Origin of the sequence: Vibrio sinaloensis DSM 21326 (assembly GCF_000189275.1) — a bacterium.
Taxonomy (GTDB): domain Bacteria; phylum Pseudomonadota; class Gammaproteobacteria; order Enterobacterales; family Vibrionaceae; genus Vibrio; species Vibrio sinaloensis.
Genome location: NZ_AEVT01000058.1, coordinates 152,867 through 169,692, shown reverse-complemented (window position 1 = coordinate 169,692; position 16,826 = coordinate 152,867). Strand labels below are relative to the sequence as shown.

Annotated in this window: 18 protein-coding genes; 6 read left to right on the top strand and 12 right to left on the bottom strand. The window is 46.4% G+C overall.

All coding sequences use genetic code 11. The annotated features are described in order from the left end of the window. Window positions 1-55 precede the first annotated feature (55 nt). Entirely contained in the window at window positions 56-955 is a 900-nt protein-coding gene (locus tag RH45_RS09640; RefSeq protein ID WP_008076560.1) for a LysR family transcriptional regulator, read from the bottom strand. Window positions 956-1,137: 182 nt separating this feature from the next. Between RH45_RS09640 and accD the strand changes: the two genes are divergently transcribed. The 5 genes from accD (at window position 1,138) to RH45_RS09615 (ending at window position 5,984) form a co-directional block, all read left to right on the top strand. Next, window positions 1,138-2,016 carry an acetyl-CoA carboxylase, carboxyltransferase subunit beta gene (accD, locus tag RH45_RS09635; protein WP_008076558.1) on the top strand — a complete coding sequence of 293 codons (879 nt, stop codon included), beginning with the start codon at window positions 1,138-1,140 and terminating at the stop codon, window positions 2,014-2,016. Window positions 2,017-2,127: 111 nt separating this feature from the next. Beyond that, the gene (locus tag RH45_RS09630; protein WP_008076557.1) at window positions 2,128-2,373 is read left to right on the top strand and encodes a hypothetical protein; all 246 of its coding nucleotides are present in this window, start codon (window positions 2,128-2,130) and stop codon (window positions 2,371-2,373) included. Between the two features lie 119 nt (window positions 2,374-2,492). After that, window positions 2,493-3,116, top strand: coding sequence for a bifunctional 4-hydroxy-2-oxoglutarate aldolase/2-dehydro-3-deoxy-phosphogluconate aldolase (locus RH45_RS09625; protein ID WP_008076555.1), 624 nt, complete (start codon window positions 2,493-2,495; stop codon window positions 3,114-3,116). 402 nt (window positions 3,117-3,518) lie between these two features. Further along, window positions 3,519-4,505 (top strand): cytochrome-c peroxidase, encoded by a 987-nt coding sequence (locus RH45_RS09620; protein ID WP_008076552.1) that lies wholly within the window; start codon window positions 3,519-3,521, stop codon window positions 4,503-4,505. A gap of 198 nt (window positions 4,506-4,703) precedes the next feature. Then, the gene (locus RH45_RS09615; protein WP_008076551.1) at window positions 4,704-5,984 is read left to right on the top strand and encodes a DEAD/DEAH box helicase; all 1,281 of its coding nucleotides are present in this window, start codon (window positions 4,704-4,706) and stop codon (window positions 5,982-5,984) included. A gap of 51 nt (window positions 5,985-6,035) precedes the next feature. On the opposite strand, the gene RH45_RS09610 is transcribed toward RH45_RS09615, so the two are convergent. Together RH45_RS09610 and RH45_RS09605 are read right to left on the bottom strand one after the other, a co-directional pair. Beyond that, complete coding sequence (locus RH45_RS09610) at window positions 6,036-6,935, bottom strand: homocysteine S-methyltransferase family protein (RefSeq protein WP_008076550.1); 900 nt, start codon at window positions 6,933-6,935, stop codon at window positions 6,036-6,038. 85 nt (window positions 6,936-7,020) lie between these two features. Beyond that, the gene (locus RH45_RS09605) at window positions 7,021-7,479 is read right to left on the bottom strand and encodes a copper resistance protein NlpE (protein ID WP_008076546.1); all 459 of its coding nucleotides are present in this window, start codon (window positions 7,477-7,479) and stop codon (window positions 7,021-7,023) included. Between the two features lie 163 nt (window positions 7,480-7,642). Between RH45_RS09605 and RH45_RS09600 the strand changes: the two genes are divergently transcribed. Beyond that, window positions 7,643-8,143, top strand: coding sequence for a GNAT family N-acetyltransferase (locus RH45_RS09600; RefSeq protein ID WP_008076545.1), 501 nt, complete (start codon window positions 7,643-7,645; stop codon window positions 8,141-8,143). A gap of 44 nt (window positions 8,144-8,187) precedes the next feature. On the opposite strand, the gene RH45_RS09595 is transcribed toward RH45_RS09600, so the two are convergent. The 9 genes from RH45_RS09595 to RH45_RS09555 form a co-directional block, all read right to left on the bottom strand. Further along, complete coding sequence (locus RH45_RS09595) at window positions 8,188-9,033, bottom strand: tetratricopeptide repeat protein (RefSeq protein ID WP_008076543.1); 846 nt, start codon at window positions 9,031-9,033, stop codon at window positions 8,188-8,190. A 144-nt stretch (window positions 9,034-9,177) separates the two neighbouring features. Next, complete coding sequence (locus RH45_RS09590; RefSeq protein ID WP_008076541.1) at window positions 9,178-9,849, bottom strand: response regulator transcription factor; 672 nt, start codon at window positions 9,847-9,849, stop codon at window positions 9,178-9,180. 115 nt (window positions 9,850-9,964) lie between these two features. After that, on the bottom strand, window positions 9,965-10,837 hold the full coding sequence (locus RH45_RS09585) for a hypothetical protein (protein ID WP_008076539.1): 873 nt from the start codon (window positions 10,835-10,837) through the stop codon (window positions 9,965-9,967). Continuing rightward, window positions 10,827-13,256 (bottom strand): fimbria/pilus outer membrane usher protein, encoded by a 2,430-nt coding sequence (locus RH45_RS09580; protein WP_167310294.1) that lies wholly within the window; start codon window positions 13,254-13,256, stop codon window positions 10,827-10,829. The genes RH45_RS09585 and RH45_RS09580 overlap by 11 nt, the downstream gene beginning before the upstream one ends. Before the next feature lie 43 nt (window positions 13,257-13,299). Beyond that, window positions 13,300-13,974: a fimbrial biogenesis chaperone gene (locus RH45_RS09575; RefSeq protein ID WP_008076535.1), complete on the bottom strand. Its 675-nt coding sequence runs from the start codon at window positions 13,972-13,974 to the stop codon at window positions 13,300-13,302. A gap of 1 nt (window position 13,975) precedes the next feature. Next, window positions 13,976-14,695 (bottom strand): fimbrial biogenesis chaperone, encoded by a 720-nt coding sequence (locus RH45_RS09570; RefSeq protein ID WP_039958431.1) that lies wholly within the window; start codon window positions 14,693-14,695, stop codon window positions 13,976-13,978. A 48-nt stretch (window positions 14,696-14,743) separates the two neighbouring features. After that, entirely contained in the window at window positions 14,744-15,238 is a 495-nt protein-coding gene (locus RH45_RS09565) for a hypothetical protein (RefSeq protein WP_008076532.1), read from the bottom strand. Window positions 15,239-15,323: 85 nt separating this feature from the next. Continuing rightward, window positions 15,324-15,824, bottom strand: coding sequence for a hypothetical protein (locus RH45_RS09560; RefSeq protein ID WP_008076531.1), 501 nt, complete (start codon window positions 15,822-15,824; stop codon window positions 15,324-15,326). 294 nt (window positions 15,825-16,118) lie between these two features. Continuing rightward, window positions 16,119-16,706 (bottom strand): alpha-ketoglutarate-dependent dioxygenase AlkB family protein, encoded by a 588-nt coding sequence (locus RH45_RS09555; RefSeq protein WP_008076530.1) that lies wholly within the window; start codon window positions 16,704-16,706, stop codon window positions 16,119-16,121. Between the last annotated feature and the right edge of the window lie 120 nt (window positions 16,707-16,826).

The following is a 16,826-nucleotide window of genomic DNA, read 5'->3' as shown; positions in this document are numbered from 1 at the left end:
ATAGCCCCAGCTCCGTTTGGCTCTGGGGCTTTTTCGCTTCTATTGGTTTGTTGTGCTAACTCAAGGCCTCAGCACAATGTTTTAAGTGCTCGACCAAAAGTGCCACCTTTCTCGGGAGATGCGTTTTGGCGGCATGAAAGGCGTAAAGCACTAAATCTGCGGGTGGGTGCTCTAACTCAACCACACGCAATACGTCTTGCGCGAGTTCTTGTTCACACATTGACCGGGGAAGAATGGCAAAGCCAATGCTGGCCATTGCCGCAGACTTGGCGAGATAGCCGCTGTTCACTTTAAACGTAGATTGCACTCTTTGGCTAATAAAGTGACCATCCGGGTGCTGAAAGACCCAAGGTGTGCCATTAAGCGCCGTCAGGCTAGTAATGCAGGGAACACGATTTAGGTCAGCTAAGCAAGTCGGCGGCGTGGTGGTAGCGAGCAGTTTAGGTGTTGCAACTACAACACTGGGCCAGCGAGCGATTTCATTAGCTACCCAAGTACTGTCTGTCAGTTTTCCTCGTTGAAAGCTGAGAACCACATCAAACTGTTCGAGCCACTCTTGTTTGGCATTTAAACTGGTTTCACAGCTCAATGATATGGCAGGGTTGTTGTTGCAAAACGACACCAAAGCATTGGCCAGTATGGGTGAATCAGGCATGACGATTCTGAGCTCACCAGATAGGGTCTGGGTCAGCTCAGACATCTCTTCTAGCGCTTGATTAAGCTGATTGAGCAAAGAGTGAGTGGAGTGATAAAGCTGCTCTCCCGCTTGAGTCGGAGAGACGCGACGAGTCGTGCGTTCAAACAGCTTTGTATTTAACTTTTCTTCAAGTAGTGCGATGTGCCGGCTGACATTTGAGCTGGGTAAGTTCATTTGCTCTGCGGCGAGTTTAAAGCTGCGATTTTGAAACACGCAGTGAAAGCTCGCCAGCCATACTTGCTCAATCTGGTTAATCATGATTATCCCAATAATTTGGATTATTAATTCCAAGCGTAGCACTTTATCTCTTCATTTGCGTCACCGACAATAACTAAATTACAGTGGCTTAGGTGGTGCTTAATCTCTTTTAGTCACGGCTAGAGATTTATTGAAATCATATTTGGGATTATCAATGTAAGAAGGTGATGAGGGAGAGTGGAATGAGTTGGTTAGAGAAACTACTGGATCGCAACCGGTTAATCGGCAGCACTAAACGTCGAGTCCCCGATGGAGTTTGGGTGCAATGTCCAGCCTGTGAGCAAACTGTATATCGATTAGCGCTAGAGCAAAATCAGCAGGTTTGCCCTAAGTGCAGTCATCACCTGCGCATTGGAGCGCGAGAGCGACTAACGCAGTTTCTCGATCAAGATGGGCAGAGTGAGTTGGGTGCAGAGTTAGAGGCGCAAGATCCGCTCAATTTCAAAGACAATAAGCGCTACAAAGATCGTTTGACGCAAGCAAAGAAGCAGACAGGTGAAAGTGAAGCCGTGGTCGTGTTAAAGGGACAACTCTACGGCATGCCTATTGTGGCTTGCGCATTCGATTTTTCTTTTATGGCTGGTTCCATGGGCTCTGTGGCGGGGGCGCGCTTTGTGCGCGCTGTAGATAGCGCGATAGCATCGAATTGCGCCTTGGTGTGTTTCGCCACCAGTGGTGGTGCCAGAATGCAGGAGTCACTTATGGCCTTGATGCAAATGGCTAAGGTCAGCGCCGCGTTGAAGCAACTTGCTGACGCTAAGCTGCCCTATGTTTCTGTTTTGACTAACCCAACCTTAGGTGGCGTTTCAGCCAGTTTAGCCATGTTAGGCGATATCATCGTTGCTGAGCCTGAAGCCATCGCCGGTTTTGCTGGGCGCCGAGTGATTGAGCAAACGGTACGAGAAAAACTGCCTGACGATTTTCAGTGCAGTGAGTTTATGTTGGAACGCGGTGCAATCGACATGATTGTCGATAGAAGAGAGCTGAGAGCTAAGCTCGCTAAATTGATCGCTATGCTAACAGGATCTCCGACGATTGAAGATAAAAGTCTCATTGTTTAAACGACTTAGCCAATCGGAGACAGCGGAAGCGGCGTTGACATGAAACTGTCACTATTGCTGATTAAGGTGTGCAACCTGAGATAACCGAGTTGATTATTTATCTGAGGTTGCATGACTAAAGCAGTACATCCAGCAGATGAGCCCATCATCAAGTTGTTACAGCAACAAGGGTTGATTAAAAGTGAAGTAGAAGCACGTCTTAAACAGGATGTGTATCGACTGGCGCCCGATGAAGTAAACAAGATTAAGAATTACGCCAAGCATTTCGGTATTGATGCCAAAGAGAGACTCATTGATGAAATTCTAGATTTACGCCGAGAGTCGCTGGTGGTTCAACTGAACCGAATTCAGCGATAGAGGTAGTAAAGTTAGACCAAAGAGTGAGATAGGGCGTTTTAGCTGTGGTATGGTCAGATTCATTATCCAATTGAAATCGTTGCTATCCCAACGACGTAGTAGCGAATGAGTACCAATCTATGACGTGTTTAAATACCCAACTCGCCGACTTAAAAGTGGTTCCTGTGATTGCAATCAATAAGGTAGAGGACGCCGTGCCGCTTGGTCGAGTGTTGGTTGAAAATGGACTGCCGTGTGCCGAGATTACTTTTCGTACCGAGTGCGCTGCGCAAGCAATGGCGGCTATGAGAGCGGCCTTTCCTGAAATGTTGATCGGCGCCGGTACTGTGTTGACCAACGAGCAGGTTGACCAAGCTGTAGCTGCAGGGGCCGATTTTATTGTTAGCCCAGGCTTTAATCCTCGCACGGTGCAATATTGTATCGATAAATCGGTGCCTATTGTCCCGGGTGTGAATAACCCAAGCCTGGTTGAGCAGGCGATGGAAATGGGACTGCGGACTTTGAAGTTCTTCCCTGCGGAGCCTTCCGGTGGCGTCGCCATGTTAAAAGCCATGTCGGCGGTGTATCCAGTGCAGTTTATGCCTACGGGTGGTGTCAGTCTGTCTAACCTTGATGCGTACCTGTCTGTTTCTTCGGTGTTAGCGTGCGGCGGCACTTGGATGGTACCGACTTCCTTGATTGACGAGGGTAAATGGGATGAACTCGGTGAGTTGGTCAAAGATGCGGTTGCACGAGTTGCCTAAATAACTCGCTTTACCTAAACTTAAGTTTCACCTTTATAAAGGCCAGTAAACTAATGATTTGCATTGGTTTACTGGTTTTTTTAGTTTGCGGACTAGGCTGGTGAAAAGGGCATCACCGTTAGTCAATCGATGTCATTTATTGACACTTTTGATATAAATCAAATCAAGCGTCGATAAGTTTGTTAACTAAAATGTTACGGGTTTGTGAATGCGAATGAGCAAGCCTTTATGACGCGGCGTGTACAAAAAAACAGCGCTTTTAACATCGATTTTTGCCATAAAAACCATCGATTTTTTGCGTTTTAACGCGAAATTCAATTCCATTACCGTGACTTCCAGAGCGCATCAAATAGAAATTGCGCCAACCTAGTGAGATTCATTGTCACTTGAAAGGAAGCCATCATGAAAAAATTGATTGCAGTGAGTATTCTCTCAGCCCTATCGTTTTCGGCTTATGCAGAGCGTCAGTCCAGCGAGCCGATCCAAGCTATAGAACCGATTGTCGGGCTAGACCAAAAGAAAGTGGATCTGGGTAAAACGCTTTGGTTTGAGCCGCGTTTATCGGCGTCAAACACCATCTCTTGTAACTCATGCCACAACCTTGCTAAGGGTGGGGTGGATAACCTACCCAGCTCAATCGGCCACAAATGGGCAATTGGCCCCATTAACTCGCCCACGGTGTTTAACTCTGACTTGAACTTTGTTCAATTCTGGAATGGTCGAGCAAAAGACCTCAAAGAGCAAGCAGCAGGACCGATCGAAAACCCGTTGGAAATGGCCTTTAGCCACGACTTAGCGGTGGATACGCTTCGCTCGATCCCTCAATATCAGACGATGTTCAAATCCGCGTACGGCGTCGATACCATCACAATCGATGAGGTCACCGATGCGATCGCGACGTTTGAACAAACGCTACGTACGCCAAACGCACCGTTTGATTTGTGGTTGAAGGGCGACGATAGTGCATTAACTAAGGTTCAGGTCGAAGGCTATCAGCTGTTCAAAGATAAGGGGTGCACCGCCTGTCATAGCGGGCCGTTAGCAGGTGGTCAGATGTATCAGAAAATGGGCCTAGTGAAACCGTTTGCGACCGACAACCCGGACGTAGGGCGTAAGGCAATCACTGGGAACGAGTTCGACAAGTTCGTTTTCAAAGTGCCTACCTTGCGTAACATTGAGTTGACCTATCCGTACTTCCACGATGGTTCTGTATGGGATCTTGAAGAAGCTGTGGCGATGATGGCGGATCTGCAACTTGGCCAGAAGCTGACCAAGGATGAGTCAGGCAAAATCACCGAGTTTTTGAAGTCACTAACTGGTGAGCAGCCGAGTGTGACATTGCCGCACTTACCGCCTTCAGCACAAGAAACAACGCGGCCAAACATTTAAATCAAACGCTTATCAAGAGCCCGGTTGCGGGCTCTTTTTGGCTTTTATCCGACGAAATATGCTTGCACAGTGTTGGCAAATTCGCCGCTAGATTGACTAAATTTAAAATAACTCCCCAATATAGGCATTATTGCTCTATAATCTGCGACCGTAATTTTGGTTATGCTTTGAATTAGCCGTTAGTTTTAGGAACAAGATATGTCATTTGCATCACAAAACTTTTCTCCCGAGATCGTGAAAGCGCTTACTGAATGTGGTTATGAAAAACTGACCCCAGTACAGCAAAAGGCGATTCCTTTCGCACGTAAAGGGCATGACATTCTTGCTAATGCGCAAACCGGTACCGGTAAAACCGCCGCGTTTGCCTTACCTATTGTGCAAAACATTCTAGACAATGCTAAGCCTCGTCAACGTCATCAGGCTCGTGCAGTCATTCTTGCACCAACTCGTGAACTGGCAGCGCAGATCGCAACCAATATTCAAGATTACACTAAGTACACTGAGATCAAGACGGTCGCCATCTACGGTGGTGCAAAAATGTCTTCTCAGCAGAAGGCTCTGGAAGCCGGTGTGGATGTGCTGGTCGCAACCCCAGGCCGCTTGATTGAACACATGGATCTAAACAACGTCTCTCTTGTAAACCTTGAGTTTCTTGTGTTCGACGAAGCAGACCGCATGTTGGACATGGGCTTTATTTCTGCCATCGAGAACATCATGTCTGGAGTGGCTACTAAACCACAAACAATGCTATTTTCAGCCACTTTCTCTGCGCAAATGAATACGCTTGCAACCAAGATCTTACGCCAGCCAAAGCGTGTATCGGTTGCGCGTGAAAATGCAACGGCTGAAACCGTCGCTCACGTTGTGTATCCAGTAGAGCAAGAGCGAAAACGCGAACTGCTTTCAGAACTGATTGGTCGTAAGAACTGGCAACAAGTACTGGTGTTTGTGAACTACAAAGAAACCGCAAATGAGCTGGTAAAAGAGCTGAAATTGGATGGCATTAAAGCGGTGCTTTGTCATGGTGATAAGGCGCAAAGTGCACGCCGCCGCGCTTTGGACGAGTTCAAATCAGGCAAAGCGCGCGTCATGATTGCGACAGATGTTGCTGCGCGTGGTCTAGACATTCAGAACCTGCCGCATGTGGTTAACTTCGATATGCCATTCCTAGCGGAAGATTATGTGCACCGCATTGGTCGTACTGGTCGCGCAGGGCAACGTGGTAACGCGGTCTCTTTTGTGAACCGTGATGAAGAGCTGACGCTACAACAAGTAGAAATGCTGATTGGTCAGCGTATTTACCGTAAAGAGCTAGAAGGCTATGAGCCTAAGAACCGTGATGCCTTGCTAGAGAAGATGCACTCTAAACCAGCATTTAAAAACCGTAAGACACGTCAAAACAACCCAAGCGATTCTAACCAGGGGGCGGCAGAAAGACGTTCTCGTTTGCGTCGTATGATTCGCAGTAAGAATTCATAATGAAAGAAGGAGCCAGTACGGCTCCTTTTTTTATTGCCTGAACCGTTTCCACTAATCAGCTAAAGCGGCCTTCCACTCGGCCAGTGTTTTAATATACTCGGGCCCAATTCCACAGCAGCCGCCAATGATGGTCGCGCCTGCGTCATACCAACGCTTGGCAAATTGTAGATACTCGTCTGTGGTAAGTGAGCGCATCGCTTGCAACTCATCGTTTGCCTGGTGGCTGGTGTCAATCACTTCGAAGTTATTGGCGTAAGCGCCCAGTTCGATGTCGATATTACGATCATCAAACACTTTCTTAGCATCTACGATGGCTTGCTCGAGAACTTCAGGAATCGAGCAGTTGAACAGCATGCCGGAAGCGCCAAGAGTCGCAACGCGTTTGGCGGTTTGAGTGACGGTTTCTCCTGAACGCAGCAAAGCGTTACCTTCAGGTTCATCATCTAAAGTAAAGGCATAATAAGCTGGCTTTTGACTGTGGCTTAGTAATCGATGGTTCACTTCAAACTCTTCGATAGAAGCCAATGTTTCAACCATCCAAACATCGATGTAAGGCTCTTGTGCTGCAATCAGCGTTTGCAGAATGGGTGTGGCTTGTTCTACATCGAATAAATCAGGGCGATAACTGCCCATGGCTGGAGGAATACAGCCAGCAACCAGAGTCGGAGTTGAACCGAGTTCGGCGGTGGTGCGAGCGATTTGGACTGCAGTTTCAGCCAGTTGGTGCCCCTGTGACTGATAGAGTTGCTCGCCAAGGTGAAAGGGAACACAGGCGTAGGCATTGGTAATGATGATTTCAGCACCGGCATCAATAAAACTTTGGTGGACATCCGCAACATGCTGCGGTGATTCAATCAGAGCTTGGGCGCTCCATAGGGGTTGCGAGAAAGGGGCGCCGACTCGTTTTAGTTCACGCCCCATTCCGCCATCTAAGATGGTGAGCTTTTTCATGTTTGTTTACAGCAATGATGTTCATGAGTTATCTCACATCATAGAGCGCTGAAAAGAAAAATGAAACGACAGTTTGCCGTCTTGGCTACTGCTTTTTCAATTGATAGTGCTGAGCAAGATCACCTTCAACTCGCTGACCGTTAATATCCAGCTTGAACAAGACGTTCTCACCGACGAAATATTGATTCGCTCCCGACTCCTGCTCCAGAATGACGGTGTTTCCCGCTTCATTCCAACTCAGTTGCCCCTGTGAGATAAAGTAGCCATCTTGCTTACCTAAGTAGGTTTGTTCAATTTGGTAGCTGTCATCATGATTAAGGCTAATACGCGTTTCAATTCCGGAGCAATCGGCACAAGGGAGAATACCTACATAAGTGCCATTCCAATCAAGCGAGTTGTTTGCCGTATGTTCACCTGTGGGTTGGGGCGCGGTCTCTTGCGGCGTCGCCGTGTCACTCGATGACAAGGCTGCGCTGCTTTGTTCGTCCTGACAACCAGCAAGAGCGAGGCTTGCGGCTGCGATTATGAGCAATGTACGTTTCATCTTGGTTTCCTTACGATTCGGAGGCGTGTCAAAATGATAATGAAACTGAGTGCATTTTCGTCAAAATTCGGTGAGAGGGCGATGAAGGTTCGGTGAATTATTGCACATGGCCTCTTTAACAAGCACACTGGTAATAAGTTGAGTGACCATAAGAAGCGACGTTATGACCCAGTTCACGAGTGAAAGATTACTGTTGGAGCGACTTGTTCATTCCGTTTCAGATGCGAGCAAAGCGCAGCTCATCGCGCAGATCCCAAGTTTACTTGAAGCGGATGTGGTAGAGAATTTACCGCCTTATTTTCACGCGATTGATTCAGAGGCAAAGGCTGTGCGTTGGTTGGACAGAATGCTCAGTGAGAGTGAACTGTTTCTCGTACGACAAAAGCACGGTGATGATTTGATGGGTTTTCTATTTGTGTCTCCAGACCCAGCAGGAGAGGTGCACATAGGCTACTTGCTGGGCAAAGCTCACTGGCGTAAAGGGTATGCTTTTGAGCTTCTGCAACGTTTTATTTCTTACGCGCAAACGCGGGATGAGTGGAAAGTGTTGATTGGCGGCGTGGAGGTGAGTAATACGGCGTCTTCGAATTTACTCACCAAGCTTGGTTTTGCGCCGCAACAGAGTTCTAAAGGGGTGGTTTTTTATCGCTATTCACTCGATTGAGTGGCTAATAAAGAAAAGAGCTGGCTAACGCCAGCTCTTTTTGATTAATCCTGCACCTGCGGCAATATGCTGTCGAAGTGAGGGTTACCATGCAGCCCTTCCAAGTCTGGCTCGGTCGCAATCAATTCTTTAATGGACGGAGTGGCTTCAATCGCTCGTTCTAGATCTTCAATGGCTTGTTCTTCAACCCCCAAACGGGAATAGGCACAAGCACGCTGATATAAGGCTGGACCGTTGGTGGTATCGAGTTCAAGCACTCGGTTACACAAGCTCAGCGCCCAGTTGTATTCTTTGATTTCCATTGCTGCATCCGCTTTGTAGGTCAACGCTTCAAGGTCTCCTGGGCGAATGGTCAAGATTTCATCATAGACATCTATACGCTGCTCAGCGGTTGGCATACTTTGCGCACGAAGCCAGAGGTTGTGGATTTCATTGATTCGCTCAATCTCTTTGTTGTTTTCGCTGATGATGCGGGTTTTACGCTTCAAATCCCGCTCCAAGGCGCTGAACTTTTTCTCGTACTCTGCGGCGATACCTTCTAGGCGTTTGTCGGCCATTTCCTTAGTATTGCTTTTAAATTCGTTGAGCGATTGCCAGCCGACGAAGGCGATCAAAGAAGCGACACCGGCAATGATGTAAAAGAAATACGTGACGGTGACATTGGCGTAGTTGAGGGACTTATCCGCGACATCAAGTTCGCGATCGGTGATTTGAATGACCAATCGCTTTTCGAGATCTTGCTGATCTTGGCGCAGTGATTTCAGCTCATCAAGGATGTAGCGCTCAACGAGCGGGCGATCAAGAATATCGCTCTCTGAATACTTTTCTTCTGCAAAAGAGAAAGAGGTGATGGTCAGCCAACCCAAGATTATGGCCAGAATTACTCGCATACTCATATCCGTATAAACGCTTGTTTCTAATGAGTAGACCTTAGCAAACTGAACCGAAAATGAGTATCCGTAAGCCTCATTTTTTTCAGTCACTTTGCTGCTGGCCTGCGTGAGGTGGTCACACAGGCAAAATCGCGGAGCGGTTCATTGCTCTGGTCTTTCAAAGTATTGGCTGGATACTTTGTGGATCGCCTCTTTACGACAACGCACGTTGAGCTTCTTAAACAGCTTGTAGACATGAGTTTTCACCGTGCTTTCGGCGACGAACAGGGCTTCGGCGATTTCTAAGTTAGATTGACCTTGTACCAAGCGTTCAAGAGTTTGTTGCTCTCGTTTGGTTAAGGTGGTGTTGATATCTTGATAGGTCAGTGCATAAGGACGAATGTCGCTGAGCATTTTGACCATGAGCTTTCGCGGTAGCCAAAGATCCCCTTGCTCCACCGCCTCTAAGCTGCGTAGCAGATGCTCGATTGGCGCGTCTTGATACAGGATGCCTTTTAAATGAGCGTAACTGGTTAACTCGAGATCCGCATCTCCATGAGGAACGTCATAGACAATAAGGCTGGTGGTTAATATACGGAAAAGGTCGCATGATTTATTCGCAGTCAGTTTCAACAGCCGATACGAGACAAGTAATATATTGGCCGATTCGGAGAATTGCTCACCGCGGAGATAAAATTCTTGTAAACCGCGACGGGTCAATTTGTACTTGCCATGCTTTTCTATTTCTCGGCGAATAAACTGAGTTTGAATACAGTTGTCCCCGACTAAAACAACATCCAGTTTGTTACCACTGCTACGCGTATTCTGTACCATAACCAACCTCAAACTGATATTTTTGTAATCACACTAGTTCAGCGTTGAGGGCGCCGCTAGCATTATGCTGTCTCACTATCGAGACTTGTTTTTTCTATCTCATTTTTAAGACGCGCTAGGGCGATTGAGAAAGCTGTGGTTCTATTGAAATCTGTAGTGTATCGCTGTATTCACCCCCCGGTTTGTTCTCGGTTGCACCAATCTCAAATTGGAGCGGAATTGAGCTGCCTGAAGTCGGGGAGTGACGATGAATATGGGCCTGTGATTGCCTTAGGTCGATCTGCTTGTCGTCAAAAAGTAGCGCGTAGAGGATATCCCACTGCGGATTGTTTGATTGATGACGTAGGTTGCCCTGATGGCTTGATTCTATCGTTACGGTGTAACCCGTATTGGTTCGTACCCACAGTTTGGGAGCGCTGCGAATAACTTTATTACTGTATAGGGTGCCCATGTCTAAGTCGTAGTGAGATTGCGCTAAGCCATAGAATTGAATTTTCGTCACTGGCAGAACGTTCACTTCAAGACTAAGTCGCCTCGGCGCTAGGTTGGCTAAATTGTTTAAGTTCCCTGTAACCACAGAGGCTTCTATGTCGGCTTGATAACGCCCCGAATTAAGCCATTGAAGTGACGGGTAACGCAACTGAAAGGTGACAGAAGGGGTATCGTCGTTTAGGGTGACATGCCATTGATTGGCCTTTTGAACTCCATTTCTACCGTACCAATCAAACTTCAAGCCGTGATTGTTGGTGTTTTTTAGCGCCCGGTCGCCATCCTCTGTTTCTAACATCACCACGAGTGTGCAACCCGAACCGCTAAACTGAGTGCTCAGCTGGTAGGTGTTGGTTAGTGTGTAGTTGCCGTTGGTCAGGATGTCGTAGTTTTGTTGTTGTGAAACCACATCTAAATTTAAAGCAGAGGCATTGCACGCTGCCCAACTTGGTAAGGCAAGTAACAGTGTGCTACTTGCAAGTAAATATCTAATCCACATACAGTTCTCCTAGTCTAATTAAGACTTCATTTCGAGAATCAACAGAGAGTGTCACTGACTGTTTCTGCGCGTTGTTTAATTCGAGTTTGTATTCACCTGGGCGCAAGCCTGAAATCGCAAAAAGCCCGTTGCGATTAGTAAAGAACTCGATTGGCTCTTGAGATTGTTCGCCTAAATAAATGGCATATCCCGCTACAAGAGGTATGGGTTGCTTAGAGCGGTTGTCGATGAGTGTGCCAATTATGGTCAGTACCGCATCAGACCCGACTTGCAGAACATAGCCGCGTTTGTAGCCGGGGTTTAGCCAGAATGCGCCGTCACCTAAGTCATAGCCTGGTGGGAGGTCATCGACATCATAGGTCAACAAGCGACTGTTGTAAGCGACCAAGTCGGGGACAAGCGCGTTGCGATTGCCCTCACTGTAGACTCGAGCTGAAGCTCCATCACTTGAATGATCAACAGCCAGACGATTGTCTGCTAAGCTATCGTGCTTAGTCACAATCGCAAACGCTTCTCTCACTGGGCGGCCAATGGTCACCTGTGACCCGGCAAACGCAACCGAGCTACTGAGCTCAAGGCGGCTGGTGTGACTGCGGTTGTCTTGGTTAAAGTCCTCGACTCGCGTTGTATGATCAGCAATGGCAATAAAACGATTGCCCGTGTAGTTGATGCCCATATCTAAGCTGGAGTCGACATCTCTGTCTCGCGCTATAGAAGCAAAAGCAGAAACTCCCCCAGTATTACCAATGTTCTTTTGGTAGGTATAGTCAATGGAGGCTTGGTCTACTTGACTCGCATAGCGGCTCACCACTCGAGTGGTTTTACCAAATGGCCAACTGAGCGTTAGGGTCGTCCCCCAGTCGTCTTCTTTGTGGCGGTTATCCCGGTAGTTCACACGTGCGCTCCAACTTGCTGGCGTAGCGAAAAATGGGCCGGACAAACTGGGACTTAGCGAGAGATAATCGCTACTGCCATCGATGCTTTTGCTGTAATTGACGGACAATGCTGCGCGTAGGCTATCCCACAGATAAAAAGAGCCAAATACCGATGCATAGTGGGGGATATTGTTGAGTGGCGACTCATCTAATTCAAAGTCTCGGATACCAGAAAAATGCTTGGATTGATATTCGTAAATCAGACTTAGCTGTGGTCTGAGTGGGTTATTGTCATCAAACTCGGCATCAAAGGCGACCCGGTAGGCGTGGCCGTCACCAAGTGTAGGGTGGGTGCTTTTATTGGCAGATAGTTCAGTAATTCCAATCGAGGAAGCGATCAGCGAATTGCCACCATATTGATACAATTGTTCTCGAGATTGGCCGTTGACACCCAAAGTTAGCCAAGGGGTGACCCCGATATCCAGATAGCCATGGAGCACCTTTTGCTCTGTAAGGTAATGGATTTCTTGCTGCTTTCGTTCACTCGGTACGCCGTACATCACGCTGTACTCGAACTCTCCGCTGTCGAGAAGATCGTTGCCTGTAGCGACTGAAAACTGGACGCGCTCTTCCTGTCCGGTTGAGTCGGTGATTATTAGCTCAACATCGTTATTACCTTGAGCGAGAGGAATATCATTCAGGTTATAGCTGCCGGCACCGAGTGTGAGCCTTTGGACAACCACTCCGTCGATGACCACATCGACACTAGACGTGCGTTGCAAGGTAAACGTTTGAGTTGCTTTCGGTCTTACGTTTCGGGTTGGGATGAGAGTGAAGTCACGAGTGAGACCGACTCCAAGGATGTCGATCGCATCTTGTAGCAGCTTGCCGCTATTATACATATCGCCAACGACCAAACGTGTCCCCTGAGAAGCAAAGTCGATATTTAACCTTGTGCCGTCACGTAAATATTGAGTGTTATTGCTCGAACCTCCTTCAAGGGCACCTTCATACTCTAGATTGACATTGCCGAGGTTAAAACCAGAGTCGAGCCTAGTGTAATACTGCTCGCTGCGCTGTCGCTGCGTATCGATTGATTGAGTAGTTGAGCCTCCAACGCTAATATTTAAATAACCCGATATCCATTCAGGTTCGACGTAATTTGCATAATCGGCATTTTGATCCAGTGATAATTGTCGAGTTCGGCTGGCATCGTAAGGGATAAAAATGATGCACTCTAAGGTCGACATATCAAAGTTGAGGTCTAATCCGGCTGCTGTAAAATCTTTGGCTGTTAGATAGGTGCTCTGACTGTTTGTTGATAAACGCTGCAAATTACTGGAAGAGACAAACTCCTTCAGCAGAGCTAGGGTACTTTCCTTAGGTAATCTAACTTGGTTGTTTGCTGTGATGGTGATCATGGCTTCGCCAAGCACAGAATCACTGACTTTCAACAACGAAACGAGTTCGATATCTCGTCCTGTTGGGTTGAGTGTGACGGTGGTTTCTTCAGCCCAAGGGCTGGTCACGTAAGTAAAAGTCATGGCCATTGTAAGACTGAGCTTAAGCACATAACTTGTAGCTTTTTTAAGGAGTGCGGCCATCATATTCACCGCTTGGTAGTGGATGTGATGTCGACAGCTCTAGCCTTGAATTCGGGGGAATAAAGTGCTCTCCAATCAGCGAGCTCCAAGTCACTTCTCCCACTTCGCTAGTCGGATGAAAGCGAAGCAAACTAGTGTAGCTAAAACGACTGCCGGTGTTTTCTACTACAACGGCACCGTCTGGCGCCACCGTCATACTGACGTTAGGGCGGTGGCTTTCTGTATAAACGTGTACAACTGCATTGTAATGAAGCTGAAATTTAATATTGGGTTGCAGGTTGTTATTGGTTTGTTCAGGACCAGAAAAGTTTATCTGGCTAAAACGGACAAAATAGCTTTCTGATTGAATTAAGTTACGATTGGCAGTCCATTGCAAGCGAAAGAGTTGCTTTTCACCCGGTTTAAGTAGCGCAGCTAATGGGAAGACCATAAGGCTCTCACTATCTAGTTGTCTATCTTTTAATAGACCGCTTTCAAGAAAACTCAATTTATATATATTTGCTTCCAAGGCCAATTTGTCAGTCGAACTATTGGTGACAACAATTTGTGCTGACTGTGAACCATCAATATTGAATTCTAATATTGTTGGTGTTAACGCAATAGCTTGAACATGAGTGTTGACGGAAATAAGCAATAAAATAAGAGCAACATTTTTCATATTACTCCTCTTTCGTTATATCGATTTCTAAACGAGATAGGTCAAAGTTTTTAATTGGGGTCATCTCAAATAATCGAGTTGATTTAGGTAAAATAAGTGTTCCGGCAATCAATTGGCTTATCTCTATACCTTTTAAATGCCTTGAATGGTTGCCATCTGTAATGCTCCACTCTGTATTCGATAACCTACCATAACTATTTCCTGAATTTTGTACTTCTACGAGCCAGTTTTTACCATTGGATGAGATGTTTTTTATATCAAGATCAGGAGAGGTATTTTTCGGACGGACATTAATTAAGGTATTAAACTGAAACAATAAACCCATTTGTCCGCTGTCGGTACCAGAATTATTGACTTTTACTTGCTTGACCGCAATACGGTAAGATTTTGATTGAGAAATAGATGGGTCGCCAAGGTATCGGATCATGACCGCTTGCGAGCGCCCGGGTTTAATGATCGCAGTGACTGGGATTACGAGCAGATCACTGTCGGCGGCGGTGATGGTCTCGTTTCCGTATTTATCCATGGTCATGGCCAGTGGGTACAGTTCAACAGTAAGAGGATCTTTAGAAGTGTTATCTATCCGCATCGACATTTGGGCGCGTTTTCCGATCGGCTCCATTTCCGCAACCATAGGCTCGACTCGGTAGGCATAGACGTTACTGCACAATAAAGCGACTGAAAAGCATAAAATCCATCGAAACATACTTAACTCCATCATTCCATGAGGGGATAAAGGAAGCCAACAAGTGGCTTCCTACTTTGGCTTCTAGTTAGAAGTGATGTTGACTGTCAGTGTGTCAGAGTAACCGCCTGCCCAAGAGGCAGTTTCCGTTGTTGCGACATCAAGCGTTGCGCCGATGCCAGTTGCCAGTAATGCCGAGCCGCCGTATGATTTTTCTTCGGAGACATCGTTCAACCCTGGACCACCAGGAGCGTTAAGTACAAGAGGATCTAGGCCAACAGGCGTGAACGTTGCTGTGTAGGTCAGCGCGAAATCTTCGTTGTCATCAGATTCCAATCCGCCTTCTGAACTGGTTAACTTCACGGTTGCACCGTCAACGTCATTACATTTCATACCGAGGTTAATCGATACGTTTTGCAGCGAAGTCACCGCGCCAAAGTCTAGCAGTTGAGTTGCTAAGCCTGTAACTTCACAGACTGGTGATACATAACCAACTAGCTGAACATCACCCGGTGCTGCGTGGATTGGAGTAGCCAGAACAGCAGTCACTGTAGCTGCACAAAACGTTAGTTTTTTCATAAGAAATTCCTTTAACTCTGATTGTAACATTCATGTTGAGCTCTAAGCTAAGAGCTATTAATTTCTACCCTAAGGTAGTCTTCCTTTATTTGGTGACGGTGTGAATAGAGGGAAAGATATCTATTTCTACAATGTCACTATACTCTCCCGCATAAAGCAGGCTTTCATTTAGTGTTATTTTTAAACTCCCTTTGGTTGAAAAGGGAATAACACCAAAACTGTTCACTTGACTTGTAAGCTGTAGTTCTTTGCTGTCAAATGATTGATTGACTTTTGTTTTATCAATATTGATTTCTAGTAAATAACCCATCAAATATGGCTGTGATTCGTTATTTAATTTTAGTCCACCATTTCTTGACGATATCTCAATACCAAATGCTTGATTGCAATATAATGAGAAAGGCAGTTCTTCATACTTATCGCTGCTTAAGTCGATGACATTGCCATAGTTAAAGTTAATCTCACACTTATCGTCTATGCTTCCATGCAAATACATAGACAATGGTGTCGACCATGCTTTTGGTTGAAATAAAATAAGTAGACATACGGTAACAAGCGTAAATAAAGGTCGTGTATTTGAATTCATTTTTATTGACCTTGGTTATCTCTTTGTTTGTTGTTATTTGAAGTGTAAATGTGTCGTTGCTAGGCAGAGTGGGAAACTAGGTTGATATAAATGAGTAAAGTCGTAGAAAAAGTCGTAGTTTTGTGAAGGCTAAATTAGCGCTTACTTAAACTAAAGGTGCACAACCAAAGTTCCAAGAACGTTTTGTCGCGATCAAAGGCTGCGTGTAGGCTGCATGGGGCAGGCGAGTCTCCGCCTTTTGCTTCATCCTATGGTATTAATGCCGGTTATTCTGGATAGTGATGTCGCAATGGTTTACGCGTGAAGGAATCGATAGGTGAGGTTTATTCGCGCTTGCTTAGGCTTTTTGGTTTTCGGTACGGTGTGAAGCCAGTATTTTTGCGTTTCACCCGCCATGATCAGCAAGCTCCCTGGCGTGAGGTCGAAGCTGATTTTCTGTTTGGTTTGTCGGTGTTTGAGGTGGAAACGTCTTGTTTCTCCGAAGCTTAGTGAGGCAATGATGGGTTGTTCTCCAAGCTCAGGTTCGTTGTCGGCGTGCCAACCATTCGAGTCGTTACCATCTCTGTACAGATTGGCGAGAACGCAGTTTAGCGGGCTATCCGTGATTTGCTCACAGCGGCTTTTAAGCTCAATGAGTGGATTTAGCCAGGCTTCTGGCTGCATGGTTAAATTGGAGTAACAGTAAGGCCCATCACCATACCAACACTGTAGGCGGGGAATAAAATGACGTTGGCCAAACAGGGTGATTTGATCACATCGCCACTTAATGTCTTGATGAAGAGTCGTAAACAGCTGGTCAGATTCTTTTTTAGAGATAAAGTTTGGATCCCAATACAGTAACCCGTCTGGGATTGACACCCAACGACCTTGTTCAATTGCCATCCCTTTACCCAATCAGCCTTTTACTTGAGTTTTGATGTTATACCTTATGTTGGAGTAGCGCTACTGAGTTTATAGCGAGAGTTCCAAAGCAACGTGGTCAGTCACGTTGCTTTGGTTTTC